13 protein-coding genes and 1 tRNA gene are annotated in these 19469 nt (G+C 62.0%); 2 read left to right on the forward strand and 12 right to left on the reverse strand.

Annotation, left to right across the window (positions count from 1 at the left end; translation table 11 throughout):
- Nucleotides 1–89 precede the first annotated feature (89 nt).
- The 7 genes from AC1RR7_RS05860 to fdnG form a co-directional block, all read right to left on the reverse strand.
- A tRNA-Sec gene (locus tag AC1RR7_RS05860) sits at nt 90–185 on the reverse strand.
- A 6-nt stretch (nt 186–191) separates the two neighbouring features.
- Nucleotides 192–2111 carry a selenocysteine-specific translation elongation factor gene (gene selB / locus AC1RR7_RS05865; protein WP_493156983.1) on the reverse strand — a complete coding sequence of 640 codons (1920 nt, stop codon included), beginning with the start codon at nt 2109–2111 and terminating at the stop codon, nt 192–194.
- Nucleotides 2108–3514: an L-seryl-tRNA(Sec) selenium transferase gene (gene selA, locus AC1RR7_RS05870; RefSeq protein ID WP_493156615.1), complete on the reverse strand. Its 1407-nt coding sequence runs from the start codon at nt 3512–3514 to the stop codon at nt 2108–2110. The genes selB and selA overlap by 4 nt, the downstream gene beginning before the upstream one ends.
- Nucleotides 3515–3562: 48 nt before the next feature.
- Nucleotides 3563–4489, reverse strand: coding sequence for a formate dehydrogenase accessory protein FdhE (gene fdhE / locus AC1RR7_RS05875; RefSeq protein WP_493156617.1), 927 nt, complete (start codon nt 4487–4489; stop codon nt 3563–3565).
- A 3-nt stretch (nt 4490–4492) separates the two neighbouring features.
- Nucleotides 4493–5146 carry a formate dehydrogenase subunit gamma gene (locus AC1RR7_RS05880; protein ID WP_192560885.1) on the reverse strand — a complete coding sequence of 218 codons (654 nt, stop codon included), beginning with the start codon at nt 5144–5146 and terminating at the stop codon, nt 4493–4495.
- Nucleotides 5143–6078 (reverse strand): formate dehydrogenase subunit beta, encoded by a 936-nt coding sequence (gene fdxH, locus AC1RR7_RS05885; RefSeq protein ID WP_493156619.1) that lies wholly within the window; start codon nt 6076–6078, stop codon nt 5143–5145. Before fdxH ends, AC1RR7_RS05880 begins: the two co-directional genes overlap by 4 nt.
- The gene (gene fdnG, locus AC1RR7_RS05890) at nt 6079–9144 is read right to left on the reverse strand and encodes a formate dehydrogenase-N subunit alpha (RefSeq protein ID WP_493156621.1); all 3066 of its coding nucleotides are present in this window, start codon (nt 9142–9144) and stop codon (nt 6079–6081) included.
- A 218-nt stretch (nt 9145–9362) separates the two neighbouring features.
- On the opposite strand from fdnG, the gene AC1RR7_RS05895 reads away from it, so the two are divergent.
- The gene (locus AC1RR7_RS05895) at nt 9363–10517 is read left to right on the forward strand and encodes a MalY/PatB family protein (protein WP_493156623.1); all 1155 of its coding nucleotides are present in this window, start codon (nt 9363–9365) and stop codon (nt 10515–10517) included.
- A gap of 49 nt (nt 10518–10566) precedes the next feature.
- On the opposite strand, the gene AC1RR7_RS05900 is transcribed toward AC1RR7_RS05895, so the two are convergent.
- Genes AC1RR7_RS05900 through AC1RR7_RS05910 form a run of 3 tightly spaced genes read right to left on the reverse strand, consistent with a single transcriptional unit; the run spans nt 10567 to nt 16464 of the window.
- Complete coding sequence (locus AC1RR7_RS05900; RefSeq protein ID WP_493156625.1) at nt 10567–12486, reverse strand: hybrid sensor histidine kinase/response regulator; 1920 nt, start codon at nt 12484–12486, stop codon at nt 10567–10569.
- Between the two features lie 10 nt (nt 12487–12496).
- Nucleotides 12497–14815, reverse strand: a complete 2319-nt coding sequence (locus AC1RR7_RS05905) for an ATP-dependent DNA helicase (protein ID WP_493156627.1) — start codon at nt 14813–14815, stop codon at nt 12497–12499.
- Nucleotides 14812–16464: a VRR-NUC domain-containing protein gene (locus AC1RR7_RS05910; RefSeq protein ID WP_493156629.1), complete on the reverse strand. Its 1653-nt coding sequence runs from the start codon at nt 16462–16464 to the stop codon at nt 14812–14814. Before AC1RR7_RS05910 ends, AC1RR7_RS05905 begins: the two co-directional genes overlap by 4 nt.
- Nucleotides 16465–16661: 197 nt before the next feature.
- Between AC1RR7_RS05910 and AC1RR7_RS05915 the strand changes: the two genes are divergently transcribed.
- Nucleotides 16662–16886 (forward strand): YgdI/YgdR family lipoprotein, encoded by a 225-nt coding sequence (locus tag AC1RR7_RS05915; protein ID WP_096820406.1) that lies wholly within the window; start codon nt 16662–16664, stop codon nt 16884–16886.
- Between the two features lie 58 nt (nt 16887–16944).
- On the opposite strand, the gene AC1RR7_RS05920 is transcribed toward AC1RR7_RS05915, so the two are convergent.
- Together AC1RR7_RS05920 and AC1RR7_RS05925 are read right to left on the reverse strand one after the other, a co-directional pair.
- On the reverse strand, nt 16945–17319 hold the full coding sequence (locus tag AC1RR7_RS05920) for a hypothetical protein (protein WP_096820405.1): 375 nt from the start codon (nt 17317–17319) through the stop codon (nt 16945–16947).
- Between the two features lie 163 nt (nt 17320–17482).
- A complete protein-coding gene (locus AC1RR7_RS05925) occupies nt 17483–19336 on the reverse strand; it encodes a polyurethane esterase (RefSeq protein WP_493156631.1) in 1854 nt (617 codons plus the stop codon).
- Nucleotides 19337–19469: the final 133 nt, after the last annotated feature.

The raw sequence follows: 19469 nt of genomic DNA on the forward strand, positions 1-19469 counted from the left end.
GTTTTATCCGAGCCTGAAGCGAAAAAAGAGGCGTGATTCTACGGCAGTGGCTTATTGATGGCACCCCTCGCCCGATAAGAACAGGTAATTGGCGGAAGGCAGCCGGAGTCGAACCTGCCCGGGAACGGATGCCGTCCCCAACCGGGTTTGAAGCCCGGCCGCGCCACCGGGCGCGATTGCCTTCCTTGAACTCAGTCGGCGCCGGGGTTGGCCAGCGCGTTGTCGAAGCGGATCTGCCGGCCCTCGCCGAGACGCCGGGTCAGACCGAGCCGGTCGAAGTATTCGAGGATCTGGATACTGCGTTTGCGTCCCAAGCCTAGCGCATCGCGGAACGCCGTGACTTGAATCGGCGGATTTTCTTCACCCAGACGCAGCAGCACAGCCGCCATTTGCCGCAGGGTGATGTCGGTGAAGAACAGGTCCCGCACCACCTGATGCATCACGCCCAGCCGCGCCAGTTTGCGCAGTAACAGCCGAACGGTGGCGTCGTCCTGGCCCACGGCTTTGGCCACGTCGCGTATCCATGGCGGGTCGAAGCCGGCCTGTTCGAACAGCGGCTGCAAGGCTTGCCACAAGTTTTCGTCGTCGGCGCTCAGGCGAACCTGATGATCCGGCAAGTGCAACCACGGGCCGCTGGCGGTGAGTGAGCCGGCGCTGCGCAGTTCCTCCAGCAGGCTGATGAAGGTGGAATGCTCGATGTTCAGTCCGCTGAAGCGCCGCAAACGATCACGGTCGGGGCCCATCTGGTCGGGTTCCAGTTCATGGAAACGCGCCAGTTGCTCCAGCAGCGTGAACTTCAGAATGCCCCAGCGCTGGGCATTGAACAGCCTCTGCCCCTGACGGGTTTCAATCAGACGGACGTTGTCCGGCAGCAACCAGCCTTCACGTGGACGGTTGAACTGACGCTCCAGACGCTGCGGATCAATGCCGCTTTCGCTGTATTCCAGCAACGTCGGCAACGCTTGTTCAAGATCACTGCTGATCGCCAGCGCCCGCAATTGCGCCAGACGCCCAGGGCTGCGCCGTTGCCGGGCCGGGGCGAACGGGTCGAGCAACTGACCGCCACCGAGCGTGCGCTGGGCACTCGAGTCGCGCAGGATCAGTCTGTCGCCCTTCACGCCATGCACCGGGGTATTGGTCAGCAATTGCGCAAACATGCGCTCGCCCGGAAGCAGTCGTGGGCCTTCCAAGAGCGCCACACGGGCAATCACGTCTTGCGTGCCGAGGTGCAGGTGCACGGGTTGAAAGTGTTCGAAGGTGCGCGTCTCATCGGGCAGCAACTGGAAGTCGATATCCAGGCGTTGAGTCGGTGCGAACAGTGCTTCGGCGAGCAGCCATTGCCCGCGATGGATGTGCCCGAGCTCCAGACGATCACCGCTGATGTTCAGGGCAACACGTTGGCCGGCAAACGCCAGTTCTGCGGGTTGATTCTGGGCATGCAGCCCCCTCACCCGTACCGTTTTGCCCTGCGGCCCGAGGATCAGTTTGTCGCCCACGGCAACCATTCCCGACAGCGCCGTACCCGTCACGACAATCCCGGCACCGGCCACGCTGAATGCCCGGTCGATGGCCAGACGAAATCCACCCTCGCGACTACGTTTCAACACTTCACTTTGCACCTGCAACAAAGCCTGCCGCAGGGCATCGACACCCTCTTCCGTCACACTTGAAACCGCCAGCATCGGCGCCCCGGCAAACGGACCGGGCGCCAACAGGGCTTCGATTTGTTGGCGAACCTCCACCACCCTGCCCGCCTCGACCCGATCAACCTTGGTGATCGCTACCAGCGCCCGGGGAATCCCCAGCAACTCGACGATCGCCAGATGCTCGCGGGTCTGCGGCATCACGCCGTCATCCGCCGCCACCACCAGCAACACCAGATCAATGCCTTGGGCGCCGGCGAGCATGTTGTGAGTGAATTTCTCGTGCCCCGGCACATCGATGAAACCGGTCAGCCCTGCTCCGGGCGCCAGCTCGGCGTAGAGATAACCCAGGTCGATGGTCATGCCCCGCTCGCGCTCCTGCGGTCGGCGGTCGCCGGATTGACCGGTCAGCGCCTGAAGCAGCGAGGTCTTGCCGTGGTCGATGTGCCCGGCGGTGCCGACGATCATGTCTGCAACGGCCCGAGCTGCGCCAGCCACGCCGGTTCGTCGTCGAGTTGCCGCAGATCCAGCCACAGCGCGTCATCGTCGATCCGCCCCAGCACCGGTATCGGCAACTCGCGCAACGCGGTCTGCAGATTCAACAGCGAGCGCCCGCGCAGGCGTTTCGAAACCTGCGGCCGCACACACAACGCGGCGCTCGGCAAACGCGCCACCGGTTGGCTGCCGCTGCCGATCATGCCCAGCGCCGCCACGACAGTGACGGTCCAGCCTTCACCGAGAACGCCGGTCAACACCGGTTGCAGGCGTTCGGCCTGAGCCAGAATGTCATCTTGCGGGCGGGTCAGCAGACGCAAGGTCGGCAAACGCTCAGCCAGGCGATCCGGATCACGATAGAGCCCGAGCACCGCTTCCAGCGCCGCCAGCGTCATCTTGTCGACCCGCAAGGCGCGTTTCAGCGGGTTTTTCTTGATTTTCGCGATCAGCTCCTTGCGCCCGACAATCACGCCGGCCTGCGGCCCGCCGAGCAGTTTGTCGCCACTGAAGGTGACGATATCCGCGCCATCGAGCAGCGCCTGACGCACCGTCGGCTCCGCTGGCAAACCCCAGCGGGTCAGATCCAGCAGGCTGCCGCTGCCGAGGTCTTCGAGCAGCGGCAAACCATGACGATGGGCCAGTTCGGCCAGCTCGGAGGTGGGGACGCGGGCGGTAAAACCCTCGATGCTGTAGTTGCTCGCATGCACGCGCATGATCAAACCGCTGCGCGGGCTGATCGCCGCTTCGTAATCCCGGGCGTGGGTGCGATTGGTGGTGCCGACCTCATGCAGGCGCACACCGGCGCGGGCCATGATGTCGGGGATGCGAAAGGCGCCGCCGATTTCGATCAGCTCACCGCGAGAGATGATGCCTTCCTTGCGTGCGCCGAGGCTGTTGAGCGTCAGCAGCACCGCCGCAGCATTGTTGTTGACCACGGTGACGGCTTCAGCGCCGGTCAATTCGCGGATCAGGCCTTCGATCAGATCGTCGCGGTCGCCACGCTTGCCGCTGGCCAGGTCGAACTCCAGATTCAACGGATAACGCGCCGCCAGTTGCACGGCTTCGATGGCTTCCTCCGGCAGCAGCGCGCGGCCAAGGTTGGTGTGCAAAACCGTACCGGTCAGGTTGAACACCCGCCGCACCTGACTGCGCTGCTGTATCGACAGGCGTTCAGCGACCCTGCCGGCCAGCGCTTCGGGGCTGATTTCAACGGCGGACAACTGCCCCGCCACCACTGTTTCGCGCAAATCGTCCAACAACTGGCGTAACGCCGCCAGCAGCGCCTCACGCCCGTGGCGTTCGACCAATGGCTGGAAGGCGCTATGACGCAACAGACTGTCGATGGATGGCAAACGCTGGGCAACACTGGCAGGCATCAGGCGCTCCGGATAAAAAGCCGTTGCGCCAGAGTGTAGACGCTCGGTTCATTCGTCTCCGGGCGCCAGCAACAGATTCGGCGCCAATCGCTGATAACCGTCCTGGGCCAGACGCATGTCCAGCAGCAGACTGCTCAAATCCGCCGACAGCGCTTCAGCGTCCGCATCGTTTTCCAGGTACAGCAATTTCAGGTAGCTGTTGCAACTCGGGCAGACCTCCGCCCGCAACGGCGCCTGATTGGCAGCGTGACGATCATCCTCAAGGCTCAGGTATTCCAGCCCTTTGCTCTGTTCGCAGTACACGCACTTGACCCGCACCGCATGCCATTCACAGGCACACAGAGAACACACCAGATAGCGCAAGCCATTGTGTTTGCCGCGATGGCGGATCACCCCGGCCATGGCCGGCGATCCGCAGGCCGGGCATTGGCTGAGGCTGTTGCCGGGCGCCAGTTGCAGATTGGGTGCACTCAACAGCCAATGGCTCCAGGCCGCTTGTAGCGCCGCGCCAAGGAACGGCACCAGCGCTGCCGGCACCAGCGAATACTGACCGCTGACCAGCGCCACGGCCCAGGCGCGCAACTGACCGGCGCTGGCAACTCGCAGGGTTGTCAGCGCCTCGGCCACGGCGGTTTGCTCCGGCGCGTTGTAGCGTTGTAGCAAGGCGTCGAGGTACGCCTGCCACGTGTCCTCACGGATCAAGGTATCGGCGGCGAACGGCGGCATGCCGTGTTGCCGGCAGACCTCAATCCGTTGCTCATCGATCGGCCCGGTCGAGGGCGGATCGTCGAGGATCTGCTGCTGCACGCGACACAATCCGGCGATCAGGCGCAGGTAGTCGGCCAGCGGATGGCCGGCCGCCAAGCGTTCCAGACGTTCGGCGCGCAGCAGGAAAAGATTGTGCGGCGGCAAATACAGAAACGGCGGCGCACTGGCCGCCGCTTCGATTTCCCCGGGTTCAAGAATGGTTGGCAAATGTCAGCCCTTTTTGGTGACCGGTCGCTCCGGTGTTTCCTTGGAAACCACGTCGCGATACCAGAGTGCGTGATGTTTCTTGGCCCAGGCGCGGCTGACCCAACCATGCAGCATCGCGTCCACCGAGCCCTTGATCCAGATGCCGGCATAGATGTGCACGATGATGCTCAGGATCAGCACAAACCCCGCCAGTGCATGCAGCAACATCGCCCAGCGAATCGTGGTGATGCCGAAGTAATGACTGAAGTACGCGCGCCAGATCACCAGCCCCGTGAACAACAGCCCGAGCATGCACAGCAGTAAAGTCCAGAACAGCATCTTCTGCCCGGCGTTGTATTTGCCCACCGGCGGCACAGTCTCTTCGTCATTGATTAGCACCCGGTCGATGCGCCGCAGCCACTTCCAGTCGTTGTCGATGAAGAAGTTGGAACGCCAGAAACGAAACACCAGGCCAAGGAACAGCACGAACATCAGCACACCCATGAACGGGTGCAGAACCCGCGTCCACGGCCCGCCGCCGAACAGGTTGGTCAACCAGAACATCGACGGATGAAACAGCGCCAGCCCCGAAAGCCCGGCCATGAAGAACAGAATCGCCACCAGCCAGTGGTTGGTGCGCTGGTTGGCGGTGTAACGCAGGATCGTCTTGTTGCTCATGGCCGGTCCTCCCCGCGTGGATCGAAGGTGTGCACCGCCGGGTCGATCACGTGTACCGAGGTGTCGGGCGGTTCCGGGTGATCATCCTCTTCGGTGCGGTTCGGGCCGATCCGCACGTAATGGAAGAACCCGGCCAGCACCGCCGCCCCCATGGCCAGCAGGCCCAGGGGTTTGCTGATGCCTTTCCACAAACCTACCAAAGGACTGATCGCCGGATTCTCCGGCAGCCCGGCGTAGATCTTCGGCGTGTCGGCATGATGAAGCACGTACATGACATGCGTGCCGCCGACGCCTGCCGGGTCATACAGGCCCGCATTGTCGAAACCACGGCTCTTGAGGTCGACGATGCGTTCGGCGGCGTGGGTCTTCATGTCCTCTTTGGAGCCGAAGACAATCGCCCCGGTCGGGCAGGTTTTCACGCAGGCCGGCTCTAGCCCAACGGCCACGCGGTCAGAACACAGGGTGCATTTGTAGGCCTTGTGATCCTTCTGAGAAATGCGCGGAATGTTGAACGGGCAACCGGTGATGCAATAACCGCAACCGATGCAGTGATCCTGATCGAAGTCGACGATGCCGTTGGCGTGCTTGATGATCGCCCCCGGGCTCGGGCACGCCGCCAGACAACCAGGCTCGGCGCAGTGCATGCAGCCGTCCTTGCGGATCAGCCATTCGAGGTTGCCAGCGTCGGTTTCGTGCTCGGTAAAACGCATCAACGTCCACGATTCGGCGCTCAGATCCTGCGGGTTGTCGTAGGTGCCGTGGTTGTGGCCAACCTCGTCGCGCAACTCGTTCCATTCCGAGCACGCGACCTGGCAGGCCTTGCAGCCGATGCATTTGGTGGTGTCGATCAGCTTGGCGACTTCCTCCTGATTGCGCACCGAGGGTGCCGGGGTTGTGGTGGCCGAGCGGGCAATGATGTCTTGGCTGGCCATTTATAGTTTCTCCACGTTGACCAGGAATGACTTGGATTCCGGGGTCTGGGTATTGCCATCGCCGAGGAACGGCACCAGGGTGTTGGTCAGGTAACCGTGACGCGTCAGGCCGGTGAAACCCCAGTGCAGCGGAATGCCGATCTGGTGCACCACCTGGTTGTTGACCTGCAACGGCCGGATCCTTTTGGTCACCACCGCCACCGCTTCAATGAACCCGCGCTTGCAGCTGACCCGCACCCGGTCGCCGGCTACGATGCCCTTCTCTTTCGCCAGCACTTCACCGATTTCCACGAACTGCTCCGGTTGGGCGATCGCATTCAGCCGACAGTGTTTGCTCCAGAAGTGGAAATGCTCGGTCAGCCGATAGCTGGTGGCGGCGTATGGGTAATCCTTGGCCACGCCGAGGCTGTCCCACACCGAATCGAAGATCCGCGCCGCCGGGTTGCTGGTGGCTTTCTTGTTGTCCGGGTGCAGCGGGTTGATGCCGATCGGCGTTTCGAACGGCTCGTAGTGCTCGGGGAATGGCCCTTCGTTCATCTTGTCGACGGCGAAGAACCGCGCCACGCCTTCGGGGTTCATGATGAACGGGTTCATCCCGGCTTCCGGCGGCACGTCGGCCTTGTAGTCCGGCACGTCGGTGCCGCCCCAGGCCTTGCCGTTCCACCACACGAGACGTTTTTTCGGGTCCCACGGTTTGCCCGACACATCCGCCGAGGCGCGGTTGTAGAGAATCCGCCGGTTCGCCGGCCAGGCCCACGCCCAGCCCTGATGCTGATGCATGCCGTAAGGATCGGAATTGTCGCGCCGGGCCATCTGGTTACCGGCCTCGGTCCAACTGCCGCAGAAAATCCAGCAACCGGAAGCCGTGCTGCCGTCATCCTTGAGCTGGGCGAACGCCGCCAGTTGCGAGTTGCCCTTGATCACCGCGCCCGTGGCGTCGGTGAAATCGGTGGTGGCGTAGCCGTTGACCTCCTTGGCGATTTCTTCCGGCGACGGTTCTTCCGGAATCTTGTACGGCCAGGACAGTTTGAGGATCGGATCGGGATAGGCCCCGCCCTCGGTCTGATAACGCTGACGCAGGCGCATGAACAGCTCTGTCATGATCCGCACGTCGGTGCGCGCCTCGCCCGGGCCGTCGGCGCCTTTCCAATGCCATTGCAGCCAGCGGCTGCTGTTGACCAGCGAGCCGTCCTCTTCGGCAAAGCAGGTGGTCGGCAGGCGAATGACTTCGGTCTGGATATCGGCGCTCTTCACATCGTTGTACGGCCCGACGTTTTCCCAGAACTGCGAGGTTTCGGTGGCCAGCGGATCCATCACCACCAACCATTTCAGTTTGGCCAGCGCCGCCATCACCCGGTTCTTGTCCGGCAGTGCGGCAATCGGGTTGAAGCCCTGGCACATGTAGCCGTTGACCTTGCCTTGCCCCATCAGGTCGAACACCTTGAGGATGTCGTAGTTGGGAATGTCGAGTTTCGGCAGGTAGTCGTAGGCCCACTGGTTTTCGGCCGTGGCATTGGCGCCGTACCAGGCTTTCATCAGGCTGACGTGGAACTTGCTGTAGTTCTGCCAGTAGGACAACTGCCCCGGCCGCAACGGCAATTGCGTGCGTTTTTTGATGTAGGCGGTGTAGTCCTGTTCGGCGTCGGTCGGCAGCGTCAGGTAACCCGGCAACGAGTTGGAAAGCAACCCGAGGTCCGTCAGACCCTGAATGTTCGAGTGCCCGCGCAAGGCGTTGACCCCGCCACCCGGCATGCCGACGTTGCCCAGCAACAGTTGCACCATTGCCGCGCTGCGGATGATCTGCGAGCCGATCGAGTGCTGGGTCCAGCCCAGCGCGTAGAGAATGGTCATGGTCTTGCCCGGCGTCGAGCAAGTGGCGATTTCCTCCCAGATTTTCTGCATCGCATCGACCGGCATGCCGCAGATCTGGCTCGCTAGGTCGATGTTGTAGCGGCTGTAATGCTGCTTCATCAACTGATAGACGCAGCGCGGGTCCTGCAGGGTCGGGTCGACTTTGGCAAAGCCGTCCTCGCCCAGTTCGTAACCCCAGCTGGATTTGTCGGTATAGCTGCGTTTGGCCGCGTCGTAACCGGTGAACAGTCCGTCCTCGAAGCCGAACCCGGCTTTGACGATGAACGACACGTCGGTGTAGTTGCGCACGTACTCGTGCTGGATCTTGTCCTCGGTCAGCAGGTAATTGATCAGCCCGCCCATGAACGCGATGTCGCTGCCGGTGCGAATCGGCGCGTAGTAATCGGCCACGGACGCGGTTCGGGTAAACCTGGGGTCGACCACAATCAGCCGCGCCGCATTGTGCGCCTTGGCTTCGGTGACCCATTTGAAGCCGCACGGATGCGCTTCTGCGGAGTTGCCGCCCATCACCAGGATCAGATTCGCGTTGGCGATATCGGTCCAGGTGTTGGTCATGGCTCCACGGCCGTACGTCGGGGCAAGACTTGCCACCGTCGGGCCGTGTCAGACACGCGCCTGGTTATCGAACCCCAGCATGCCGAGACTGCGAACCACCTTGTGGGTGATATAGCCCGCTTCGTTGGACGCCGCCGAGGCCGCGAGGAACCCGGTAGTCAGCCAGCGATTCACCGTTTGCCCCTGGGCGTTCTTCTCGACGAAATTGGCGTCGCGGTCGGCCTTCATCAGGTCGGCGACGCGGTCGAGCGCTTCGTCCCAGGTGATCCGGGTCCATTCGCTGCTGCCGGGCTTGCGCACCTGCGGGTACTGCAAGCGGCCGGGGCTGTGAATGAAGTCCAGAAGACCCGCGCCTTTCGGGCACAGCGTGCCGCGGTTGACCGGGTGGTCGGCGTCGCCCTCGATATGGATGATGTTTTGCGCAACGTTCTTCGCCGTATCGCCCTGGCTGTACATGATCAAGCCGCAACCGACCGAGCAATACGGGCAGGTGTTGCGGGTTTCATGGGTGTGGGCAAGCTTGAAGTGGCGCACCTGCTCGGCGAAGGCCAGCGTCGGGGCCATGCCCAACGCGCCCAGGCTAGAGCCTGCAAGGCCGATACCGGCGACCTTGAAGAACTGACGACGGCTGAGATCCATCGTGCACTCCTGATCAGGTGGAACCCGGTACTTGAGCCGGGTTTTTCTGGACAAACACGGTTGCGGCAGACAAATGCCGATCCTTTCACTCTAGACAACGTGCGCTTGCCCAGTGTGAAAACCGACCGTCGGCCATTCATCGGTCACAAGTTCGCGCCCATAGGGGATGGAGGTTTATCATCGCGGGCACGACCCATCTCCGCCTTCAGAGACCGCGCATGACTTTCGATTTTGATCAGGTATTCGACCGCCACAACACCGGCAGCACCAAGTGGAGCCGCTATGCGGCCGACGTGTTGCCGATGTGGGTCGCTGACATGGATTTCGCGGCCCCCCCGGTAGTCATCGAGGCGCTGCAACAGCGTCTGCTGCACCCATTGGTGGGTTACAGCGTGGCCCAGGACAACCTGCGCGAAGCCATCGTCGCCGACCTGTGGGACAAATTCGCCTGGCGCGTGAAACCCCAGGAACTGGTGTTCCTGCCGGGTGTCGAGTCGGGTTTCAACATGGCGCTCAAAGCGTTGGTACAGCCGCAGCAGAACGTCGTGGTGCAAACCCCGAACTACCCGCCGCTGCGTCACGCGCCGGGCCATTGGGGTCTGAACCGGGTCGAGCTGGAATTCACCGCCCAGGCCAACGGCACCTACGCCACGCCGCTGGACGCCTTGCGTGAATCCCTGACCGGTGGCGGCGCCCTGTTGCTGAGCAACCCGCACAACCCGGTCGGCAAGGTCTTTGGCCGTGAAGAACTGCAAGCAGTCGCGGACATCTGCGTGGCGCAGGACGCCTGGATCATCTCCGACGAGATCCATGCCGAGTTGTGCTACGACGGTCGCGTGCACATTCCGACCGCGTCCCTGAGCCCGGAGATCGCCCGTCGCACCATCACCCTGATGTCGGCGAGCAAGGCCTACAACATTGCCGGCCTCAAGACCTCGTTCATGATCATTCAGGACAGCGCCCTGCGCGAACGGGTCAACCACGCCCGCTGCGGCATGGTCGACAGCGTCAATCCGCTGGGTATGGAAGCCACTCGCGTGGCCTACAGCGAGGCCGGCCCGTGGCTGAAGGAACTCAAACAATACCTGCAAGCCAACCGTGATTTTCTGGTCGAAGCGGTTCGTAGCCGTCTGCCGGGCGTGACGATCAACGTGCCACAGGGCACTTATCTGGCGTGGCTCGATTGCTCGGCGCTTGGGCTGGACAATCCGCAGCAATTCTTCCTCGAACAGGCCCGCGTCGGGCTCAGCCCGGGACTGGATTTCGGTGATCACAGCCAGCAATTCGTGCGCCTGAACTTCGGTTGCCCGCGCTCGCTGCTGGAAGAAGGCATCGCGCGGATGGAACGCAGTCTGGCCCAACGCAAGGCCTGACACCGACGCAAAAAAAAAAGCCCGGCCTTCATGGCCGGGCTTCTTTTTGTCATTTCATCGACTGGGCGATGATCTCCACCAGATTCATCTGATTGAACGGTTTCGACAGCCGTGGCAACTCCGCCGCAAAGCCTTCGAGGCGCTCGGCATAACCGGTGGCCAGGATGATCGGCAGGTCTGGCTTGAGCAAACGCACCGCGTGGGCCAGTTGCGCACCGCTCATCTTCGGCATGGCCATGTCGGTGATCATCAGGTCGATGACTTCCCCTTGGTCGAACAATTCCAGAGCTTGCGCACCGGATGCCGCGCCGATGACCCGGTGCCCGAGATCCTCCAGCAACAGGCTGGTACTGGTGCGCACCAGGCTGTCATCGTCCACCACCAGAACACTGAGTCGCGGCACTGACGCCGTGGATGGCCTCGGGCTCAGAGGTTTGGCCGCCACCCCGTCGACGGCGACCGGCAGCCAGAGTTCCGCACAAGTCCCCTGCCCCTTCACGCTTTTAAGAATGAAACGCCCGCCCAGCTGTTCGATGAAGCCGTGCACCATCGACAACCCCAGCCCCGTGCCCTTGCCCAGGCCTTTGGTGGTGAAGAACGGATCGGTCGCCGAGGCCAGTGTCTCGTCGTCCATGCCTTCGCCGGTGTCGGTCACGCTCAGGCAGACATAACGCCCCGCCGCCAGGCTCGACTGGCTCTGTTCCAGAACCACTTGCGGCTGCGCGCCGATGACCACACTGCCGCCCTCGGGCATCGCATCCCGCGCGTTGGTGGCCAGGTTGAGCACCGCCAGTTCGAGCTGGTTGGTATCGGCCAGCACCGTTTCAAGATTTTCCGGAAACTGCGTTTCGATGCGAATCCCCGGCCCCAGTGAACTGCGCAACAGGCCGGTGATGCCTTGCACCAGTTTCGGAATGTCCACGGCTTCGGTCTTGAGTTCCTGGCGCCGGGCGAAGGCCAGCATGCGCTGGGTCAGTGACACGCCACGCAATGCACCCTGGGTGGCGTTTTCCAACAGGCGGCTGACCTTCGGATCGTCGCCGACACGTTTACGCACGATCTCCAGATTACCGAGGATCACCGTCAGCAGATTGTTGAAGTCATGGGCGATACCGCCGCTGAGTTGGCCGATGGCCTGCATCTTCTGCGCCTGGAACAGCGCCTCGCGGGTTTGCTCCAGTGCCAGTTGCGCCTGGTGGGCTTCGGTCACGTCCCGGGTGATCTTGGCAAAGCCGAGCAGCGTGCCGGTTTCGCCGCGAATCGCATCGACCACCACATGCGCCAGAAACCGCGTGCCGTCCTTGCGCAGGCGCCAGCTCTTGTTCTCGAAGCGCCCTACGCGCACGGCGGTTTCCAGGGCGCGTTGCGGCTCCCCTATTTCACGGTCTTCCGGGGTGTAGAACATCGAGAAGTGTTTGCCGATGACTTCATTGGGCGCATAACCCTTGATCCGCTGCGCGCCGGGGTTCCAGTTGGTCACGCGGCCTTCCGGGCTGAGCATGTAGATCGCGTAATCGGTGACGCCCTGCACCAGCAGCCGGAACTGCTGTTCGCTTTGCTTGAGGGTTTCCTCGGCCATCTTGCGGTCGGTGAGGTCGCGGGTGATCTTGGCAAACCCGAGCAACTGCCCGCTCGGGCTGAAAATCGGGTCGATCACTACGTGGCACCAGAAGTGCGTGCCGTCCTTGCGCACCCGCCAGCCTTCACCTTCGAACCGCCCTTCGCGGATCGCCGTATCCAGTGCGCGCTGCGGCATGCCGACGGCGCGATCTTCATCGGTGTAGAACCGCGAAAAGTGCTCGCCGAGAATCTCGGCTTCCTCATAACCCTTGAAGCGTTTGGCCCCGGAGTTCCAGCTGGTGATGATGCCGCTGGGGTCGATCATGTAGATCGCGTAATCGACCACGGCATCGATCAGCAGGCGAAAGCGCATTTCTTCGATCGCAGCGGACTTCTTGTTCTCGCTCATCAGGCTTGGCTCAAAGCAGATTTTCAATAACAGGAGTATGCGTCAAACCGGCGGATTGGAAAGGCGCATCTGCATGGTCGAGCTGCCACCAGCGCGGCAACAACTGTTGGATCCGGCTCTCGGCGAAACGGTCGTCGATCAGCATGACCACACCGCGATCCTGCTGGGTGCGGATCACCCGCCCGGCGGCCTGCACCACTTTCTGCACGCCGGGGAACAGGTAGGTGTAGTCATAACCGGCACCGAAGATCGCCGCCATGCGCCGTTTCATCTGTTCATTGACCGGGTTGAGCTGCGCCAGACCCAGCGTGGCGACGAAGGCACCGATCAACCGGGCTCCGGGCAAGTCGATGCCTTCGCCGAACGCGCCGCCGAGTACCGCAAAACCGATGCCCTGGCTGTGCGCCGTGAACTGATCGAGAAACGCCTGCCGCTGCCCTTCGGCCATGCCCCGCGATTGCTGCCAGAGCGTGATGTGCGGATGCCGTTCGGCGAGCAGTTGCGCGACCTGTTGCAGGTAATCGAAGCTGCTGAAGAACGCCAGATAGTTGCCCGGGCGCTCGCCAAACTGGCGGGCGATCAGCTCGACAATCGGTTCGAGCGACGCCTGACGATGGGTGAATCGGGTGGAGATCTGGCTGATGATCCGCACCTGCAACTGTTCGGCGCTGAACGGCGATTCAACGTCGATCCACACCGTGTCGGCCGGGGTGCCGAGCAAGTCGGCGTAATAGTGGCGCGGGCTGAGGGTCGCGGAGAACAGCACGCTGCTGCGGGCCGCTTTCAGGCGAGGGCCGAGCAGCGCGGCCGGCACCACGTTGCGTAGGCACAGTTGCGATAACGGGCGTTTGCGGTCGAGGTCGCGCTTGCTGATGTCGAACAGGTAGTGCGCGTCGAACAACTCCGCTACGCGACCGAATTGCAGCATTTCGAAGTAGACATTCTGCAAGCTACTGTCGAGTCCTTGCGGGTGGTCGTTGAGGTAATCGCCGATGCTCGCGCTGCACGACGTGATCGCTTGCAGGAGTTTTTCCGGCGCCTTGTCGTAAGCCTGATACGGCGCCAGTTGCGCGTTGTGCAGGGCATTCCATTCACGGTTGACCCGCTGCAAAGGCTTTTTCAAAGCCTCGGGCGCGGTTTTGCGCACGCCATTGAAGATCGCCTGATCGAGGGTGGCGCTGTACATCTGCCGCCCGCGCTCGACCAGGTTGTGCGCCTCGTCCACCAGCACCGCGACCTTCCATTGATTGAGCTGGGCCAGGCCGAACAGCAGCGCGCTGAAATCGAAGTAATAGTTGTAGTCCGCCACCACCAAATCGGCCCAGCGCGCCATTTCCTGGCTCAGGTAATACGGGCACACCGAGTGTTGCGCGGCGACATCGCGGAGCGCTGCCTGATCCATCAATTGCAATCGGCTGGCGGCTTCACGTGCCGCCGGCAGTCGATCGTAAAATCCTTGGGCCAACGGGCAGGACTCGCCATGACAGGCCTTGTCGGGATGCTCGCAAGCCTTGTCCCGGGCGACCATCTCCAGCACCCGCAGTGGCAGGGTTTCGCTGCGATCGAACAGCACTTGCGCCGCGTCCAGTGCCAGTTTGCGTCCCGGGGTCTTGGCGGTCAGGAAATACACCTTGTCCAGTTGCTGCGGCGCCAGCGCCTTGAGCATCGGGAACAGCGTGCCGAGGGTCTTGCCGATGCCGGTGGGGGCCTGGGCCATCAGGCAGCGGCCGGTGCTGACGGCTTTGAACACCGACTCGGCGAGATGACGCTGGCCGGTGCGGAACTCGGGATGGGGAAAGTTCAACTGCTGCGCCGCGTGATTGCGGGCCTCACGGTGGGCCATTTCCTGTTCGGCCCATGCCAGGAACAAGCCACATTGTTGTTCGAAGAATCCGCGCAAGGTTTCGGCGCTGAAGGCTTCGACCAGACAGGTTTCCTTTTCGCTGACGATATCGAAGTACACCAGCGCCAGATTGATCTGCTCCAGCTGCAACCGGCAACACATCAGCCAACCGTAGATCTTCGCCTGCGCCCAGTGCAGCGCGCGGTGGTTGGCCGGTTGTTTGCTCAGGTCGCCACGGTAGGTTTTGACTTCCTCCAGACAGTTCTGCGTCGGATCGTAGCCGTCCGCCCTGCCCTTGACCCTGAGCGTGCGGTATTCACCTTCCAGCGCGACTTCGCTCTGATAGGCGTCATTGCGCCGCGAGGCGACGGTGCGGTGACCGGCGATGCCTTCCAGCGCGGTGGGCGACGGTGTGAAGCGCAAGTCCAGGTCGCCGCACTTGGCGGTGAACTCGCACAACGCCCGCACCGCAATGCTGTAGCTCAAGCGCCCTGCTCCGCCCATTGCACGTAACACACGGCCACCGGCATCTGGTGCGTATGGCAGAACTCCAGCCAGCGCAGCTGGTTGTCCTGCAAGCGGTCGCCGGGGCCTTTGACTTCGATCATCCGGTAGGTCTTGTGCTGCGGCCAGAACTGGATCAGGTCCGGCATGCCGGCGCGGTTGGCCTTGATGTCCAGCAACAGGCGATTGAACCAGTGCTTGAGGTGTTCGGCCGGCAGGCAGGTCAGCGCTTGTTCCAGCAGTTCTTCATTGAGCGCGCCCCAGAACACGAAAGGCGACTGAATACCCCACTTGGTGGCAAATCGGCTGCGGATGGTGTCGGCATAACGGCCGTCGTCGAGTTCCGCCAGGCAGGCCTCGAACAGTTTGGCCCGACGGCCCTGAAAATCCTCATGAAGCAAATCTGCCGGCCCACGCTGGAACGGATTGAAAAACGCGCCCGGCAGCGGCGCGAAAATCGCCGGCCAGCACAACAGGCCGAACAGTGAATTGATCAGGCTGTTTTCCACGTAATGCACCGGGCCTGCGTCTTCATGCAGGTGCGCCTGCACGTGATATTCCACCGACAGCGCCGGATCGAGCCGTTCCAAGTGCAGATCCAGCCGTTCCACCTGTCTTGGCGCAACGCGTTTGAGCGCCGGCCCGCCGAGTTTGCGCCGCAGACGTGGCAGCGCCCGTTGCAGGCCCTGTTGTTCGGCGGCGCTTTCCGGCGTCTGTTCGGCCAGCGTGCCCAGCTCCAGCGCCAGCGCATATTCGCCACAGCGCTCCAACACCCGAATCATCCGCAACCGCGCGCCGGGGTAGGCGCAGTCGCGATACAGGCTCAAGGCCAGGGCAAACTCTCCGATGCGTTCGCAATGCTGGCCGATCTGGAACAGCAACTTGCCGAGTCGACGTTGCAGCCACGGGTTGTCGAACTGCAAAGCGCTCAGCTTTTCGGCAATCGGCTCAAGCGCCTCGCCCGCTTCGAAACGTTGCTGACAATCGTGCAGGAACAGGCAGGCATCGACGTCGGCCCGGCTGCGCAGGCCCCGGGAATCGGCGCTGAATTCGACTTTTTCGTAGGTGAAGATCCCGAGATCGGCGAGGACAAACTCCGACCAGTCCTGATACAGGTTGCCGAAGAACATCAGGCGAAACCGGTCGCACAGGTCCATCAGCGTCAGGCTGAACAATCGATCTGCATTCGCCGGGCACCAGTCGTGCCAGCGGCGTGATTCGGGAAACTGCTCATGCAGGACCGGCAGCCAGTCGACTTTCCGTCCCTTGGGTTCGTTGATGGCCGGGCCGAAGGCTTGCAGGACTTCGGCCTTCAAACACAGATCGAACAACTCCGGCATCGACAGCAGCGCCTGCTCATCCAGCCAGCCATGATCGAGCAACGGCTGCGCGGCCAACGCGATGTCGCCAATTTCCGCATAACTGAGCTTGCCCGCCCGAAAATGCACGCCCTTGCGCATCACCATCCGCACCAGCAAACCCTGGGACCCGCGAGGCAGTGCCTTGAAGTCGCGGATGAAAGCATGTTCCGTTTCGCTCATCACATCGGCATAACGAAGCTCAAGCCAGTCAAGCACTTGCCGGAAGTTGTTGAGGTAATAGAACGGATCGTCTAGGGGGCTGGAAGTCACGGTGATAAGGGGCCATGGCGAACGAATACTGGTTATGCGTACAGATACCAGTTCCGCCCCGCCGGGTGCAAACGGAAAAGGATCAGTGGCATCCGCGATTCGGGTTTTTTCGCCAGTCCATCGAACTTTTGCGGGCTATTCGGCACCAACCGCGTTAGAAGACCGGCATCGGTCGAATTGAATGAGGAACGCTGAGTATGAATTTCAGAAAAATGGCTATGCCGATGGCAGCTGTGGCTTTGCTGGCATTGGCCGGTTGCTCGACCCCGACGGTGGTGACGTTGCAGAACGGCACGCAGTATTTGACCCAGGACATGCCAAAAACCAAGTCCGACGATGGTTTTTATGAGTTTCGGGACATTTCCGGCGCGAAGATCCGCGTGAAGTCCGACGAAGTGGCCACGGTGCGCAAGGAAGATTGACGGTTACCCCATCAAAAAAGGCTGCAGTCCTGTTGGCGCGCAGCCTTTTTTGCATTCTTCAGCGGGGTAATGCCATGCCCGGAAGGGTGCCGTCGCAGTTCAACGCGCGTTCACCGCGCCGGACCATTTCTTCCTGCAAGCGCTGGCAACGTTGACGCTCCTGTTGCGCCATGCGGTCGATGCTCAGGTTGCCGGTCATTTCGGGCTCATTGTTTTCGCCGATACGCACGGTCACGAACGGTTGTTCGGGCTGGATATGAAAGCGGCTTTTCTCTTCAACGGGTTTGACTTCATCGCTTTCGACCGGCTTTGGCAATTCATCAGTACTGACGCCATAGCGGCTCAGAATCGAGCTGTGAGGCAAGTCGGCCCAGGCATTGGCCGAAAGCAGCGCCAACCCGACGATACCGATATACCCCTTGAAACCTTTCACGTTTGAATCTCCTGTACTCAATGGCGGCTTGCCTATACATGACGGTTACATCGTCATTGGCTTTAGTCCGCATTTCCTGTTGGTGCAGGGGTTTGAGTCAGGTAGTGGCCAATGAGTCACTTTTGATGTGGAGAGGGAAAGAATTCCCCCTCCAACGTCACCCTCAGGCGATCACGATGCCATCGGCACTGAGACTGCTCAGCGAAACCCCGACCAGCGTCACGGAATCACCGCCGAACTTCAGCACCGTATCCTGCCCCACCGAGGTGGCATGGGCGCGGAAGTCATCGCCCGGCAACACGCCCTGCACACCGAGGAACACCAGTTTGTCGTTGGCGGTGTAACCCACCACCCGGTCCTGGCCGAACGCGCCGTTGAACAGGAACGTATCCGCCCCGCCGCCCGACTCCATCAGGTCATTGCCGGCGCCGCCGACAAGCACGTCATTGCCCACGCCACCGATCAGGTGATCGTTGCCGTCCAGGCCGAACAGCCAGTCACCGCTGGCGTGGGCCTTGAGGGTGTCGACGCCGGTGGTGCCCTTCACGCTCGACTCGTACTGGGTGACGTTGTTGCCGACCTTCAGGCCATCCGCCGTGACGCTGTGGGTCACGTCGTCCTTGAACAGGCCCCAGAGGAAACCCGGCTCCTTGGTGACGATGCTGCCGATGTCGCGGGTGATGCTGATCCCGCCGTTGGCATCGCGGATGTACAGGTTGCCGGCGCCGTCGTTGGCGAAGTCGAACTTGTTCACCGACTGCTGCAAGTCGAGGGTGTTGTTGCCGGCGCCGCCAAGAATGACGTTGTAGCCGCCGCTGTCACGGAACGTGTCGTTGCCGGCCCGTCCTTCAAGGTAGTCATTGCCGCTGCCGCCCTGGATCAGGTCGTTGCCGTCGCTGCCGATGATGAAGGTGCTGCCCTTGTGGGTTTCGGCGTTGCGGTTGAGGTCCTGCACCCAGGTGTTGGCCCGCGCCGGGTCCGACAGGTTGGCGACGATGATCGTCGAGTCACGGCTGGTGAGATCGTAGAACTTCGACTCGATCACCCGGTTCATGCCGTCGCCGTAGGCTGTCGGCAGGTGCGAGATCCAGGTCGGGACGTTGACGATCGAGAATGGCAGCACGTTCCACACGTTCGAAGCGTAGTGGTCGTTGAAGCTGACGATGTTGTCGGTCGCCGACACTTTCGACGCGTCGTGTACGCCAAGCGATGCACCGGTGAAGGTCGAGCCGTCGAGCGCGCGGAACACCGGGTCGTTCTCGTAGCCGACGTTGAGCACTTTGTCGGTGCTGCTTTGGGTCGGCGAGGCGTAGGCGATGTAGTTGGAGTCCTGGAAGAACCCGCCCCATTTGCTGCCGCTCAAGTCCGCCATGCTGTTGACCGCCAGGCCGCCGAGGCTGTGGCCGCTGACCAGCACGTCCTTGCCGGTGAGACCGTTGGCCTTGGCGAAGGCCACCACATCGTTCAGCAGGTTGCCGAAGGCTTCACCAACGTAGTTCTTGGCGTAATCCTTGGGGCCGAATGCGGCGAGCAGGTCATTGATGGCGTCGGCGATGGAGTCGCCGATCAGGATTTCCCGCGGGCCGCTGGTGCCGCGAAAGGCGATGCCGATTTCCGTGAGATGACCCTGGGCGTCGTACTTGCCGAGGATTTCCACTTGCGCGCTGGTGTAGCCGGCCTTTTCGCCGAAGAAGGTTCCGCGAGCGTCGGTCTTGCCGTCATAGCCCAGTTGCGAGGCGGTGATGGGCGTCCAGCCAGCCTTTTTCACGGCGTCCAGAGCGAGTTTTTCCGAGTCGGGGTTCCACGGGAGTCCGGGAATCACGCCTTGCGAATCCGTGCCGCCGATCAGCGCCGAAACCAGCGTGGCCGGCAGGCCGAGGCCGAAGCCGTTGTGCTGATACCCGACAGCGAAACCGTTGTCGAGGTTGTGATAGGAGTACAGCGTGATGGCCATGGCATCAGTGAACAACGCCTTGGAATCCGCTGAGCTGAAGTTCTTGTAGTCGTACACACCCATTGCTGTTGCCTCTCTCTTTGTTGGAATTATTCAGAGATAGCTCACAACCAAAGCGCCCCTCCCGAGGCGTTCCGGAGCATTTCAGTTACAACATTTGTGTCATGCAACCCCAATGGGAACCACCGCAAGCCGC

Source organism: Pseudomonas sp. GW821-FHT11G12 (genome assembly GCF_058808055.1).